General features: G+C 72.5%; 14 protein-coding genes. 9 read left to right on the forward strand and 5 right to left on the reverse strand.

The features are described from left to right. Nucleotides 1-37: 37 nt before the first annotated feature. The 5 genes from EG812_RS13760 to EG812_RS13780 are packed head-to-tail and all read right to left on the reverse strand — an operon-like array spanning nt 38 to nt 6,279. Nucleotides 38-1,447, reverse strand: a complete 1,410-nt coding sequence (locus tag EG812_RS13760) for an NAD(P)/FAD-dependent oxidoreductase (protein ID WP_013731217.1) — start codon at nt 1,445-1,447, stop codon at nt 38-40. A gap of 38 nt (nt 1,448-1,485) precedes the next feature. Next, a complete protein-coding gene (locus tag EG812_RS13765) occupies nt 1,486-2,694 on the reverse strand; it encodes a cytochrome P450 (protein ID WP_126711770.1) in 1,209 nt (402 codons plus the stop codon). Beyond that, nucleotides 2,691-3,182 (reverse strand): VOC family protein, encoded by a 492-nt coding sequence (locus EG812_RS13770; RefSeq protein WP_013731219.1) that lies wholly within the window; start codon nt 3,180-3,182, stop codon nt 2,691-2,693. Before EG812_RS13770 ends, EG812_RS13765 begins: the two co-directional genes overlap by 4 nt. A 22-nt stretch (nt 3,183-3,204) precedes the next feature. After that, entirely contained in the window at nt 3,205-4,590 is a 1,386-nt protein-coding gene (locus EG812_RS13775; RefSeq protein WP_126711771.1) for an NAD(P)/FAD-dependent oxidoreductase, read from the reverse strand. A gap of 12 nt (nt 4,591-4,602) precedes the next feature. Beyond that, nucleotides 4,603-6,279 carry a (2,3-dihydroxybenzoyl)adenylate synthase gene (locus tag EG812_RS13780; protein ID WP_233579481.1) on the reverse strand — a complete coding sequence of 559 codons (1,677 nt, stop codon included), beginning with the start codon at nt 6,277-6,279 and terminating at the stop codon, nt 4,603-4,605. Nucleotides 6,280-6,413: 134 nt separating this feature from the next. Between EG812_RS13780 and EG812_RS13785 the strand changes: the two genes are divergently transcribed. The 9 genes from EG812_RS13785 to EG812_RS13825 all read left to right on the forward strand — a co-directional run bounded on the left by EG812_RS13785 (nt 6,414) and on the right by EG812_RS13825 (nt 13,357). Then, a complete protein-coding gene (locus tag EG812_RS13785; RefSeq protein ID WP_013731222.1) occupies nt 6,414-6,608 on the forward strand; it encodes a ferredoxin in 195 nt (64 codons plus the stop codon). Next, complete coding sequence (locus EG812_RS13790; RefSeq protein ID WP_126711773.1) at nt 6,605-7,774, forward strand: steroid 3-ketoacyl-CoA thiolase; 1,170 nt, start codon at nt 6,605-6,607, stop codon at nt 7,772-7,774. The genes EG812_RS13785 and EG812_RS13790 overlap by 4 nt, the downstream gene beginning before the upstream one ends. 1 nt (nt 7,775) lies before the next feature. Then, nucleotides 7,776-8,969, forward strand: coding sequence for a CaiB/BaiF CoA transferase family protein (locus EG812_RS13795; protein WP_126711774.1), 1,194 nt, complete (start codon nt 7,776-7,778; stop codon nt 8,967-8,969). Nucleotides 8,970-9,119: 150 nt separating this feature from the next. Next, nucleotides 9,120-9,860 (forward strand): 3-oxoacyl-ACP reductase FabG, encoded by a 741-nt coding sequence (gene fabG, locus EG812_RS13800; RefSeq protein ID WP_013731225.1) that lies wholly within the window; start codon nt 9,120-9,122, stop codon nt 9,858-9,860. Next, nucleotides 9,857-10,291, forward strand: coding sequence for a 3-hydroxyacyl-ACP dehydratase FabZ family protein (locus EG812_RS13805; protein WP_199743870.1), 435 nt, complete (start codon nt 9,857-9,859; stop codon nt 10,289-10,291). Before fabG ends, EG812_RS13805 begins: the two co-directional genes overlap by 4 nt. Beyond that, nucleotides 10,288-10,839, forward strand: a complete 552-nt coding sequence (locus EG812_RS13810; protein WP_013731227.1) for a 3-hydroxyacyl-ACP dehydratase FabZ family protein — start codon at nt 10,288-10,290, stop codon at nt 10,837-10,839. The genes EG812_RS13805 and EG812_RS13810 overlap by 4 nt, the downstream gene beginning before the upstream one ends. Continuing rightward, nucleotides 10,829-11,083, forward strand: coding sequence for an acyl carrier protein (locus EG812_RS13815; protein WP_013731228.1), 255 nt, complete (start codon nt 10,829-10,831; stop codon nt 11,081-11,083). Before EG812_RS13810 ends, EG812_RS13815 begins: the two co-directional genes overlap by 11 nt. A 4-nt stretch (nt 11,084-11,087) precedes the next feature. Beyond that, nucleotides 11,088-12,293, forward strand: coding sequence for a beta-ketoacyl-[acyl-carrier-protein] synthase family protein (locus EG812_RS13820; protein ID WP_013731229.1), 1,206 nt, complete (start codon nt 11,088-11,090; stop codon nt 12,291-12,293). Beyond that, a complete protein-coding gene (locus EG812_RS13825) occupies nt 12,290-13,357 on the forward strand; it encodes a beta-ketoacyl synthase N-terminal-like domain-containing protein (RefSeq protein WP_126711775.1) in 1,068 nt (355 codons plus the stop codon). The genes EG812_RS13820 and EG812_RS13825 overlap by 4 nt, the downstream gene beginning before the upstream one ends. The last annotated feature ends 1 nt before the right edge of the window (nt 13,358 follow it).

A 13,358-nucleotide genomic window follows, 5' to 3' on the forward strand; every position in this document is an offset into this window, starting at 1 on the left:
CACCGACCGCCGAGCGGGCGGTGTCGCGGTCGGTGGGTCAGTCGCTGCTGCGGCCCGCGGTGGCCCGTTCGGGGGAGCCCGTCCGGCGGGCGAAGAACCGGTTCGGCGCCAGCGCCGACTTGTACGGCAGCAGCAGCGGCAGCCGATCGCCCACCCGCTGCCGCCAGATGAAGAACTCGCCGCCCTTGTCGCCGAACGGGGCGGGCAGGAACTTGGGCTGGTTGACCGTCACGAACGCCAGCTCGGTGAACTCCGTCTTACGCCGCAGGACCAGGTCCCGAAGGATCTTCCCGCCGGTGTGGCTCGCCGCGATCCCGCTGCCGGTGTAGCCGTGGCCGTAGACCATGCCGGAGTCGGTACGGCCGAACTGCGGGATGAAGCTGTGGCTCCAACTGATCAGCCCGCCGTTGCCGTGGCTGAACCGTACGTCGCGCCACTGTGGGAAGAACTCCCGGAACGACGCGCCCAGCTTGTCGAACGCGTCGTCGTTGCGACGGTGGCGGGGATCGGTGTCCCGGTTGCCGAACATGTACCACAGGCCGCCGGCCCAGAGCACCCGGTTGTCGGCGGTCAGCCGGGCCGCGGTGGAGAACGACAAGGAGTTCGCCACCCCTTCCCGCCCCGGCCAGGGCACCCGGCCCAGCTGCTCGTCGGTAAGCGGTTCGGTGACCAGCAGGTAGTTCCAGACCGGCATCTGGCGCGCGTACAGCTCGGGGAAGGCGCCCTGCATGGCCTCGGTGGCGACGATCACCTCGTTGGCAGTGATCGTGCCGTGCGGCGTGGTGATCCGCCACTTCCCGTCGACCTTCTCGATGGTCTGCGCCGGGGTCTGCTCGTGCAGCAGCACGCCCTGCTCCTGCACCACCCGCGCCAACCCGCGCACCAGCCGGTACGGGTTGAGCAGTGCGCCGCTGACCTTCAGTGCGCCGAGGACCGTCGGTGAGCCGATCCGCTCCTGCGCCTGTTCCCGGTCGAGCAGGCGGAACGAGGTGACCCCGGCCCGCTGCGCCCGCTTGATCTGCAGCTCCAGCCGGGCCAGCTGCTTGGTGTCGGTGGCCACCTGGAGGATGCCGGTGTTCTCGTACTGGGCGTCGATGCCGTTCTGCCGGCAGAACCGGCCGATCTCCAGGATCGACCGGGCGACCGCCCGGTACACCCCACCCGCCTTCTCCGCCCCGTAGTACCAGAGCATCCGGCGCAGCACCTTGCCGGCGGTCATCTGCACGAACCCGGCGTTCATGCCCGAGGCGCCCTCGCCGGCGAACTTCGCCTCCACCACCCGCACCGACATGCCCGGCTCGGCCTGCTTGAGGAAGTGCGCCGCCCACAGCCCGGTGTAGCCCGCCCCGACGATGCACACGTCGCAGGAGGCGTCACCGTCCAGCGGCGGGCCGACCTCGGTGGGTTCGGTGGAGTGCCAGTAAACCTCTGTGGACAACTGCGCCATGCGGGTCTCTCCTTAACGACAGGGGGTGGGCAGCGGCATCACGCGGAGCGGACGGCCAGCGGAAGGCGCTCGAAGGAGCGCAGGCTGCCGTGCTGGCGGCGCAGGGCGTCGCCGTCGGGCGCGATGTCCCGGAAACCGGTGGCGAGCGCGGTGAACGTCAGCTCGCCCATCAGCCGGGCCAGTGCGGTGCCCAGGCAGTGGTGCAGGCCGCCGCCGAAGCCCAGGTGCGGGTTCGGGGTGCGGGACAGGTCCAGCTCCGCCGGCCGGTCGAAGACCGCGGGGTCGCGGTTGGCCGCGCCGAGCAGCAGCATCACCGACCGACCGGTCCTGATCTTGTGACCGCCGATCTCGATCGGCTCCCGGGCCACCCGGATCGCGTTCTGGATCGGTGAGTCGAAGCGGAGGAACTCGTCGATCGCCGGCCGGACCAGGGTCGGATCCCGGCGTAGCCGGTCCAACTGGTCGGGGTTGTGCAGCAGCGCCACGCATCCGTTGGAGACCAGCCCCATTGTCGTCTCGAACCCGGCATGGAACAGGAACAGCAGGTTGTCGACGATCGTGGCGACGTCCCCACGCTCCTCGGGCGTGGCCGCCGCGAACATCCCGGCCAGGGTGGAGTCGCCGGGGGTGGCGTCGCGCAGCAGGGCGGTGACGTACTCGCGGAGCCAGGCGACCGCAGCGTCCACGCCGTCGCGCTCGTCGGGTTTGAGGTTGGCCGCGTCGAAGACCTGGGCCAGCTCGATCACCCGGGGCAACACCTGGTCGCGGTCGGCGTCGGGAATGCCGATCAGCCGGCAGATCACCGTGACCGGCAGCGGCACGGCCAGGTCGGTGACCAGGTCGAGGCGACCGGCGTCGCGGGCCGGGGCGAGCAGCTCCTCGACAAGCGCGGCCACCGCCGGGGTCATCGCCCGGACCCGGGGCGTGCCGAACGCCTGACCGAGGAACCGGCGGGCGTGGGTGTGCTCCGGCGGGTCCTGGGTGAGCACGATGCGGGTGGGGAACTCGGCGGCGGGACCGTGGCCGAGGGTCAACCGGATGAACTCCCGGGGGAAGTGGCTGGCCAACCGGCCGTCGCGGAGCAGGGCGCTGACCGCGCCGTGGTGGACCACCAGCCACTGCCCGAACTCGCCCCGCACGACCGGGCCCTGGGCGCGCAGCCGCTCGTACTCCGGATAGGGGTCGTCGGAGCAGGCCAGGTCGACGGCGGCGATCCGGGGCCGGGCGACGGCGTCGGGCAGGGTCACTGCTGCCCGCCGACGCGCTCGGCCCGCCGCGCCCGGTGGTGCTCCCGCATCCGCTGCATGAAGTAGTCGGCGTTGAGCCAGTACAGCTCCAGCCAGATGTTGTCCGGATCGCGCAGCCACACGCCGTGCCCGGCCTCCAGGAACAACTCCTGCACCCCGCCGTGTTCGACGCCCACCGCGTCCAGGTGGGCGACCCAGGTGTGCAGGTCGTCGCGCTCGGGGACGTGGAACGCCAGGTGGTGCAGCCCCACCCGGTGCTCGTCGAACGGCTCCTCCACCGGCCGGTCGGCCTGCCCGAGAACGATCGAGGTCAGGGCCCGGGAGTGCAGCAGCGTCCGGAAGGTGAACCCCGACTCGACCGGCCGGGCGTCGCGGACCACGGTGAAGCCCAGGGCCCGGCAGTACCAGTCGGTGCTGCGGTCGAGATCGCGGACCGTCAGGTTGATGTGGGTGCCACCGTTGAGCGGGGGTACGGAGTCGTTGGCCACGGAGTTCCTCTCGAAGAGACGGTCACAGGACGGTTCGCATGACGGCGCCGGCCAGGGGCGCCGTACGCCGGAACCGGTCCTCGTACCGGTCCGCGGCGGTGGCCAGCGCGCTGACTCCGCGTACGCCGATGGTCCGCAGTGGTTCCGGCTCCCAACGGCGCGACCGGTGCCCGGTCCAGAACAGCCGGGTCTCCGGCCGCTTCACCCCGGTCACCAGCGCGGCCAGCGTGCGGCCGGCGAGGTTGCTCAGCGCGATGCCCTCGCCGCCGTAGCCGCCGGCATGACCCAGGCCGCTGTCGCGGTCGTACACCACACCCGGCTCGCCGTCGCGGTGCATCCCGTAGGCCCCGCTCCAACGGTGACTCACCGGCGCGTCGGCCAAAGCGGGGAAGCTCTCGGCCAGGGACTCGCGCAGCCGGGCGTAGACCCGTTCGCCGGAGCGGTCGGCCGCCTGCGGGCGGGACCCGGTGCGGTAACCCGAACCGCGACCGCCCACCAGCAGCCGATCGTCGGCGGTGCGCTGGAAATAGGCGAACTGGTGGCGGGAATCGGCGACGGTGACCCGGTCCCGCCAGCCGGCCTCGCGCCAACGCTGTTCCGGCAGCGGTTCGGTGGCCAGCACCCGGGAGATCACCGGCAGCACCCGGCGGGCGTGCCCGGGCAGACCGGCCGTGTACGCCTCGGTCGTGCACAGCACGCTGCGGGCGCGGATCGTGCCCCGGTCGGTGACCACCACGCCGGGTCGCAACTCGATCGCCCGGGTGCCCTCGACCACTGTCACCCCGCGCCGCTCCACCGCCTGCGCCAGCCCGGCGGCGATGGCGGCGGGCTGCACCGCCGCGCACTGCGGCGTGAATCCGCTCAGCAGCGCCCCGGCGATGCCGACCCGCTCGCTGGTCTCGGCGGCCGACAGCAGCGTCATGTCGGTGATGCCGAGCTTGAGGCGCATGTCCTGCCAGGCCCGCAGCCGGGCGACCTGCGGCGGGGTACGGGCGACGTAGAGCGACCCGTCGCGCCGCCACCCACAGTCGATGTCCTCGGCGGCGAGGACCCGTTCGATCTCGTCGAGCGTGCGTTGGCCCGCCCGGAAGAAACGCATCGCGTCCATCGGGCCGTAGCGCTGCACCAGGTTGGCCAGCAGGGCGGGCATCTCCGTGGTGCACCACCCGCCGTTGCGGCCACTGGCCCCGTACGCCACGTGCTCCGCCTCGATGACCAGCACGGAGGTCTGTGGCGCCAGTTCGGTCAGGTAGTAGGCGGTCCACAGGCCGGTGAAGCCGGCGCCGATCACCACCACGTCGGCCCGGGTGTCGCCGGACAGCGCCGGTCGCCGCGTCCGCAGGGACGCGGGCAGCGTGTCCAGCCACAGGCTCGCCGGTCGCCCGGGCGCGTCGAGGGAGGCCGTCATGGCGTGCTGCCGCTACCGGCTGGCGGCGGTGGTCAGGTCGCCGAGGACGGCCGCGGCCAGGGCCCGCTTGTCGACCTTGCCGACGTTCGTCAGCGGCAACGCCTCGACGACCTCCAACCGGTCCGGCAGCTTGTAGTCGGCCAGGCCCCGGTCCCGCAGCAGCTTGCGTAGCTCCACCAGGCTGGGCGCCGGGTCGTCGGCGACGATGACCGCGCAGGTCTTCTCGCCGAGCCGCCGGTCGGGGAACGGGACGACCGCCGCCGCCCGGACCCGCTCGTGGGCCAGCAGGTGCCCCTCGACCTCGTCGGCCATCACCTTCTCGCCACCCCGGTTGATGACGTCCTTGATCCGCCCGGAGATGACCAGGCGACCCTCGGCGTCGAACCGGGCCAGGTCGCCGGTGCGCAGGAAGCCGTCGGGGGTGAAGACCGTCCGGTTGTGCTCGGGTACGGCGTAGTAGCCGCGCAGCACACACGGCCCGCGCGCCAGCAACTCGCCGACCTCACCGGGCGCGACGGGCTCGCCGGCCTCGTCGACGATGAGCAGTTCGTCGTCGGCACACATCGGCGTGCCCTGGGTGGTGGCCGCGGCCTCGTCGCCGTCGCCAGGACGGGTGAAGCAGAGCATCCCCTCGGCCATGCCGAACCAGTGGGTGAGCGTGGCACCCAGGGCCGGACGGACCGCGCGGGCCAGGTCGGGTTGCAGCACCGCCCCGCCGACCTCGATGACCAGGTCGGACAGGTCCACGTCGAACATGTCGGCGGTCTCGACCCACAGCGACAGCACGGCAGGCATGACCGTGGTGAGGGTGACCCGCTCCTGGGTCATCAGCGGGAAGACCTCGTCCGGGCTGGGGCTGGCGGCCAGCACCGCCCGGCCGCCGACCCGCAGCGCGCCGAGCACGCCGGGGCAGCCGAGGGCGGCGTTGTGTGCGACAGGTACCGCGGCGAGGTAGGCGTGCCGGTGGTCGAACGACATCGCCTCGGCGGTGGCGCGCAGCTGGAAGGCGTAGTCGTCGTGGGTCCGGGGGATCAGCTTCGGCAGCCCGGTCGTCCCGCCGGAGAGCAGGAAGAACGCCACGTCCTGCGGGTCGGGGCGGGGCAGCTCCCGGGCCGGGGCGCGCACCTGCGACCAGGCCAGGAACGGCCCGGGATCGCCGACCACAAGTACGTGTTGCAGCGTGGGGCAGGCGTCGCGTACCTCCTGCGCCACCGTGCGGTGGTCCACGCCGGGCGTCCGGTCGCTCGTCACCAGGGCGACGGCTCCGACGTACTGGGTCAGGTAGGTCAGCTCGGCCCGACGGTGGGCCGGCAGGGCCAGCACCGGCAGCGCGCCCAGGCGGAACAGCGCCACGCAGGTGACCAGGAACTCGACGGTGTTGGGCAGCTGCACGACCACCCCGTCGCCGGGGCGTACGCCCAGCTCGAACAGGCCCGCGGCCAACTCGTCGGCACGGGCGTCGAGTTCGCCGTAGGTGTGCCGGCCCTGGCGGGTGACCACGGCGGTACGCCCCGGGTCACGAGCCTCGTCGGCCCAGTCGGCCCAGGGGCGCAGCAGGTCACCGAGCACCTCACCGCGCCAGTAACCGGCCTCGCGGTATCGGGCGGCGAACTCCGCCGGCCAGGGGGTGAAGCCTTCACGAACAGCCACGGGGCCTCCCGTACGCCGATCACCGGCGGAGCCGGCCATGGGTATCCGTACGCACCGTATCGACGCTCCAGAAGACACACAAGGGTCTGTGCAAAGACGATGCTTGTATTTCCGAGATACGAGTACTCCACTACCGTGGAACACGAGTGCGGGACCGAGAGAGGACGGCCACGATGCGGGTACGTGTGGACTTTGACAGCTGTGACAGCAACGGCCTCTGCGCGCTCGCCGCGCCGACGGTCTTCGAGGTACGCGACGACGACTACCTCTACGTGCTCCAGGAGAACCCGCCGCAGGAGCTGTGGGACGAGGTGACGCAGGCCGCCACCGCCTGTCCGAAGCTCGCCATCACGCTGGAGGACCAGTGACGGCGCAGGACCGCGAACCGGTAGTCGTCGCGGCGGTCCGTACCCCCATCGGCAAGCGCGGCGGCGCGCTGGCCGGGCTGAAGGGCGTCGAGCTGCTCCGGCACGTGCTGGCCGCGGTCATCGACGCCGCAGGCGTCACGCCCGACGTGGTGGAGCAGGTGGTGGGCGGCTGCGTCACCCAGGCCGGCGAGCAGAGTCTGAACGTCACCCGTAACGCGTGGCTGAGCACCGGCTGGGATCCCGCGGTCGGCTGCACGACTGTGGACGTCTCCTGCGGCTCGGCCCAGCAGGCCAACCACCTGGTCGCCGCGCTGATCGGCAGTGGCGCGATCGACGTGGGTATCGCCTGCGGGGTGGAGTCGATGAGCCGGGTGCCGATCGGCGTCAACCTCTACAACGGACCGGGTCACTACAAGACCGCCGACTACCCGTGGGACGACCCGCCGAAGGCGCAGTTCGGCGGTGCCGAGCGGATCGCCACCCGACAGGGGCTCACCCGCGCCGACGTCGACGCGTACGGGGTGCTCTCCCAGCAGCGCGCGGCGGCGGCCTGGGCGGCCGGGCACTTCGACCGTGAGGTGGTCGGCATCGACGCGCCGGGCGACGGCGAGGACGCCGGCAGTCGCCGGGTCGACCGGGACGAGGGGCTGCGCGAAACCACCCTGGAGGGGCTGGCCAAGCTCGCGCCGAACGTGCCCGACGGGGTGCACACCGCCGGCACCACCTCCCAGGTCTCCGACGGCGCGTCGGCGATCCTGTGGATGTCCCGCGCCCGGGCCCGGGCGCTGGGACTGCGGCCCCGGGCGCGGATGCTCACCCAGGTGGTCACCGGCGCCGACCCCTACTACCTGCTCGACGGGCCGGTGGTGGCGACCGGCCGGGCGCTGGAGCGGGCCGGCATGACACTTGCCGACCTCGACCTGGTCGAGGTCAACGAGGCGTTCGCGGGGGTGGTGCTCAACTGGGCCCAGCAGTACGACAGCGACCTGGAGCGGGTCAACGTCAACGGCGGGGCGATCGCGCTGGGCCATCCGCTCGGCTCCAGCGGCACCCGACTGCTGGTCACCGCGCTGCACGAGTTGGAGCGCCGGGACGCGCAGACCGCGCTTGTCACCATGTGCTGCGGGGGCTCGCTGGGCACCGCGACGATCCTGGCCCGGGTGTGACGTGCGGCGCGAGGAGTTCTACCGGGAGGCCCGCGACGACCTCGACGGCCCCCTGCACGGCCTGACCGTGCTGGACGTGACGAAGGTGTGGTCCGGTCCGTTGGCCACCGGTCTGCTGGCCGACATGGGTGCGGACGTGATCCGGGTCGAGTTGCCCTACGGACGCGACGGCGAGGTGCCGCCGGAGATTCCCGGCACGGGCCTGTCCTGGTTCCGCGAGACGGTGAACCGGAACAAGCGCAGTGTCGGGCTGGACCTGCGGCAGCCCGCCGACCGGGAGGCGTTCCTGCGGCTGGTCCGCGACGCGGACCTGGTGGTGGAGAACTACAAGCCCGGCACCCTCGACGAGTGGGGTGTCGGCTACCCCGACTGCCGCAGAGTCCGGCCGGACATCGTGTTCGTCTCCATCACCGGCTGGGGACAGTACGGCCCGGACATCGACCGGCCGGCGTACGACCCGGTGGTCCAGGCGGCGAGCGGCTGGATGGCGCTCAACGGAGACCCCGCGGGACGCCCGGTCCGGGCGCCCACCTTCCTCGCCGACGAACTGGCCGGACTGCACGCGGCCGTCGGCGCGCTGGCCGCCCTGGCGCACCGGGACCGCACCGGTGAGGGTCAGCACGTCGACGTGGCCATGCTCGACAGCCTGCTGGCCAGCAGTTGTGGCCTGTTGACGCTGGCCGCGACCGGCGCGCCGCCGGCCCGGTGGGGCAACCAGACCGACTTCGCGGTCCCGTCGAACGTCTACCGCTGCCTCGACGGGGAGGTCTATCTGTCCGTCGCCCTGGACAAACACTGGCGGGCGCTGGCGGAGACGATCGGCCGCCCGGAGTTGGCCCGCGCGCCCGGCTACGGGCGAGGCGCCCAGCGCCGGCAGAACCGGGTCGAGGTCGACGGCCTGGTGGCGCAGTGGTGCGGCAGCCGCACGGTCGACGAGGTGATGGCGGCGTTCCGCGCGGCACACCTGGTGGCCGAGCGGGTACGCACGTTCAGCGAGGTCGCGGCCGACCCGCAGGTGTCGGCGCGGGACATGCTTCAGCCCACGGTGCTGCACAACGGCACCGTCGCGCCGCTGACCGGCCCGGCGGTGAAGTTCTCCCGCACGCCGACCCGGATCCGCCGGGGTGCCCCGGCGGCCGGCGCGGACAGCCGTGACGTGCTGCGGGACGCCGTTACGCAGCCCGACGGTGCATAGGGTCCCATAGTATCTGCGTGCGTTTTGCGTGTGTCCTGCTGCTTCTATTGATGTCAGGCGCAAGATGCTTCAACATAGGAGTACGAGATACGAGTTCCCGTCGCCGATCGGGGGCACCCGGCGTGGGTGCGACGGGCAGAGGAGGCGTCTGTGAGCGAGCGACCGCTGGCACTGGTGACCGGCGCCTCACGAGGCATCGGCCGCGCGGTGGCCGTCCGGCTCGCCGAGCAGGGCTACGGTGTCGCCTGCTGCTACAGCAGGCCGAGCGAAGCCGCCGAGAAGACCGAGGCTGCGGTCGCCGCGACCGGGGTGCCGAGCTACTTCGCCCCCTGCGACGTCGCCGACGACGCGGCGGTGGACGCGTTCATCGCCGAGGCGGAAGGGCGACTGGGCCCGATCGGCCGGCTGGTCAACAACGCCGGCATCACCCGGGACAGCCCGCTGGTGCTGGCCCGCCGCCCCGACTGGGAGGCGGTCCTCGACATCAACCTCGGTGGCACCTGGAACTTCTGCCGGGCCATGTCCTTCCGGTTCATGAAGCGGCGCGCCGGTGTCATCGTCAACCTCTCCTCGATCGCCGGCATCCGCGGCAACGTCGGCCAGACCGCGTACGCGGCCAGCAAGGCGGGCATCATCGGGCTGAGCCGTTCGCTGGCCAAGGAGCTGGCCCCCTACGGCGTACGGGTCAACGTGGTCGCCCCCGGGTTCATCGAGACCGACATGACCGACGCGCTGGACGCCAAGGCCCGGGAGCGGGCCCTGGGCATGATCGGCCTGCGCCGCTTCGGTCGCCCCGAGGACGTCGCGGGGATTGTCGACTTCCTCCTCTCCGACCAGGCCGACTACGTCACCGGCCAGGTGTTCCAGGTGGACGGGGGGATGACCCTGTGACCGCGGCGACGGCAACGCCGATCTGGCGGCCCGCTGCCCCGGTCGGCTTCGCCGCCCCGCTGCCCGCCGTCGACCTGATCCGGGTGGCGGCGGTCGACGACGGCTGGACGGTCAGCGCCCGGGTCGTGGTCGACTCCGAGTCCCCGAACCTGGCCGGTCACTTCCCCGGTCAGCCGATCTATCCGGGGGTGTTCGTGGTCGAGACCCTGTGCCAGGCGATGGCGCAGGCCGTCCCCGGCGCGCCCCGGCTGCGTACGGTCACCTCGGTCCGGTTCCTCGCGGCGCTGCTCGGCGGCGACGAGATGACGCTCGACCTCGACGTGCGACCGACGCCCCCGGCCGGCTGGGCGGTACGCGGCACCGCCCGGCGCCTCGACGGCACGGTCACCGCCCAGCTCCGCGCCGTCTTCGACGCCGGAGCCGGCGCGTGAACGCCGCCGAGATCCGGGCCGTCCTGCCCCAGCGTCATCCGCTGCTGCTCGTCGACCGGGTGACCAGCATGCAACCCGGTGACGTCATCGAGACGGTGAAGGCGATCACCGCCACCGAGCCGTGCTACGCCCATCTCGGCGACGACGCCACCGCCGAGGACTACGCCTATCCGGCCTCGCTGCTCATCGAGTCCTTCGGGCAGAGCGCCGCGCTGCTGTGGCTGGCCGGCACCACCGGGTCGGATCGACTCACCGATGACGCCCTGCTGCTGTTCGTGGGCGCTCGGGAGTACACAGTCGAGGGCCGGGCGTACCCGGGCGACGTCGTCCGGCACGTCGTACGCCTGGAACGGGTCGTCGCCGACACCGCCTTCGCCACCGGCGAGAGCTGGGTCGGCCAGCGGCGCATCGCCACCGTCGGCTCGCTGATGGCCGCCCGCCGCCCTCGCTCCGCAGTCGCCGAACCGGCGGCCGGCCCGACCGGCGCGGGCGTCGACCGCACCATCCCCGCTAACACCAGTGCCCAAGGAGGCCGACATGTCCGGTGAAAACGAGCGGTACGAGCAGCTCCGGGAGATCATCGCCGAGGTGTTGGAGATCGAGACCGACGAGCTGACCGACACCGGGGACTTCGCCGAGGAGTACCAGGCGGACTCGCTGCGGGCCATCGAGATCCTGGCCCGCATCGACAAGGAGTTCAAGGTGGAGATCCCGCAGTCGGAGCTGCCCGAGCTGCGCAACCTCAAGGCCACCTACGAGGCCGTCGCCCGGCACGCCGGCTGGCAGGACTGACACCGTGCGGCGTGTGGTCGTGACCGGCCTCGGCCCGGTGTCGAGCATCGGAACGGGGGTGACGGCGTTCGGTGCGGCCCTGCGGGCGGGCCGCTCCGGCATCTCCCAGATCACCAGCTTCGACCCGTCCGGGTTCCCGTACCGCAACGGCGGTGAGGTCCGCGACTTCGACCCCGCCGCCTGGCTGCACCGGCTGCCCACCGATCGGTGGGGCCGGTCCAGCCAGTTCGCGGCCGCCGCCGCACGGCTCGCCGCGGAGGACGCCAAACTGGACCTCGACGCGGTGGACCGGACCCGGGCGCACGCCGTGATCGGCACCACCAGCGGCGAGTCCGTCGTCCTGGAGGCGCTCACGGCACGCCTGGTCGAGGCGGGCTTCGACGCGGTACCACCGCAGCTCGTCGAGCAACTGCCCGCCGGGCGGTTGGCGCACGCGGTAAGCGAGGAGTTGGGCCTGCGCGGCGACTCGCTGACCCTCGCCACCGCCTGCTCCGCCAGCAACTACGCCATCGGGTACGCCTACGACCTGCTCGTCTCCGGCGAGTCGGACGTGGTGTTCGCCGGCGGGGCCGACTCCGTCTGCCGGTGGGCGCACGCCGGGTTCTACCGGCTGGGCGCGCTCACCGAGCACGCCTGCGCGCCGTTCGACCGGGACCGCTCCGGCATCATCACCGGCGAGGGCGGCGCGGTGCTGGCGCTGGAGACGTGGGAGCACGCCGAGGCGCGTGGCGCGCACGTCTACGCGGAGGTGCTCGGCTACGGCCTGAACTGCGACGCCAACCATCCGGTGGCCCCGGACCGGGACAGCATCGCCGAGTGCATCCGCATCGCCCACCGCAACGCCGGAGTCACCCCGGAGCAGGTCGACTACATCTGCGCCCACGGCACCGGCACCCCGGCCAACGACCTGGTCGAGGCGCAGGCCGTGCTTGAGGTGTTCGGCGCGAACCCGCCGCCGATCAGCTCGATCAAGTCGATGATCGGGCACACCATGGGGGCGGCCAGCGGGTTCGGTGCGATCGCCTCCGCGCTCGCCATCGAACAGGGCTTCCTGCCACCCACCATCAACTGGTCGCACCCGGACCCGCAGTTGACCGGCATCGACCCGGTGCCGAACGAGGCCCGGCCGGCCACCGTCCGGCTGGTGCAGAACAACGGGTTCGCCTTCGGCGGGAACAACGCGATCGTGCTGCTTGGAGCTGCCCGATGACCGCACTGACAATCAACGGCCTCGCGGCGCTGAGCGCCGCCGGTGACCGGCCGGAGGCGCTCGCGGAACGGGCCACCGCCCTCGCCGGGGACATCCACCCGGGGGTACCCGTCGGCGGGATCGTCACCGAGGAGTTGCCCCGCCCCGAGGGCCACGCTCTGCTCGACTTCGACGTACGGGCCCGACTCGGCCGGCGTGGCACCAGCTTCTACGACCGGGCCACCGCCCTGGCCGTGGTGGCCTGCGGCGACGCCCTCACCGACAGCGGGCTGACAGTGGACGACACCAACCGGGCGCGGGTCGGCGTGGTGCTGGGCACCACCGTGGGCAGCCTCAAGTCCACAAGTGACTACACCCGCGAAACCCTGGTGCAGGAGAAGCCGTATCTGGTCAACCCGATGCTGTTTCCCAACACCGTGATGAACTGCGCGGCCGGGCAGGCGGCCATCCGACACGGGCTCAAGGGCATCAACGCCACGGTCACCGGCGGGCCGCTGGCCTTCTTCAACGCGCTGCGGTACGCCGGCAACGCCATCCGTCGCGGCTACGTCGACACCATGCTGGTCGGCGCGGTGGAGGAGTTCTCGGCACACCGGGCCTGGGCGTCCGCGTCCGGCCCGACCGGTGGCGAGGTCCCGGCCGGCGAGGGTGCCGCGGTGTTCGTGATCGGCGGCGGGGCCGACTCGGTCGGGCGCACCACGATCTGCGCCGTGACCACCGGTTACGGCCCCGACGGTACGGCGGAGCAGGCCCTCACCGACTGTGTCGCGCGGGCCCTGCACGTGGCCGGTGCCGCGCCGACCGACGTCACGCTGCTGGCCACCAGCGAAACCCGCACCGCGGGCACCCGCCCGCAGCGCGCCGCCGCCCTGCGGGCGCTCGACGGGCACGTACCGGCCGAGTTCGTCCTCAGCCGGGTGGCGGGGGACTGTGGGGCCGCCACCCCGGCTCTCGCCCTGGCGGCCGCGCTGCGCCTGCCCGCCGACGGCGACCGGTCCGGCCTGATCCTGCTCACCGCCCACGGCACCGACGGCGGCGTTGGTGCCGCCCTGGTCCGGCGGTAGC

Origin of the sequence: Verrucosispora sp. FIM060022 (assembly GCF_003977705.1) — a bacterium.
GTDB lineage: Bacteria > Actinomycetota > Actinomycetes > Mycobacteriales > Micromonosporaceae > Micromonospora > Micromonospora gifhornensis.

Excerpts from the sequence above, each read along its gene's own strand:
- EG812_RS13760 (WP_013731217.1), bottom strand. The coding sequence starts at position 1,447 with ATGGCGCAGTTGTCCACAGAGGTTTACTGGCACTCCACCGAACCCACC.
- EG812_RS13775 (WP_126711771.1), bottom strand. The coding sequence starts at position 4,590 with ATGACGGCCTCCCTCGACGCGCCCGGGCGACCGGCGAGCCTGTGGCTG.
- EG812_RS13780 (WP_233579481.1), bottom strand. The coding sequence starts at position 6,279 with ATGGCCGGCTCCGCCGGTGATCGGCGTACGGGAGGCCCCGTGGCTGTT.
- EG812_RS13785 (WP_013731222.1), top strand. The coding sequence starts at position 6,414 with ATGCGGGTACGTGTGGACTTTGACAGCTGTGACAGCAACGGCCTCTGC.
- EG812_RS13815 (WP_013731228.1), top strand. The coding sequence starts at position 10,829 with ATGTCCGGTGAAAACGAGCGGTACGAGCAGCTCCGGGAGATCATCGCC.
- EG812_RS13825 (WP_126711775.1), top strand. The coding sequence starts at position 12,290 with ATGACCGCACTGACAATCAACGGCCTCGCGGCGCTGAGCGCCGCCGGT.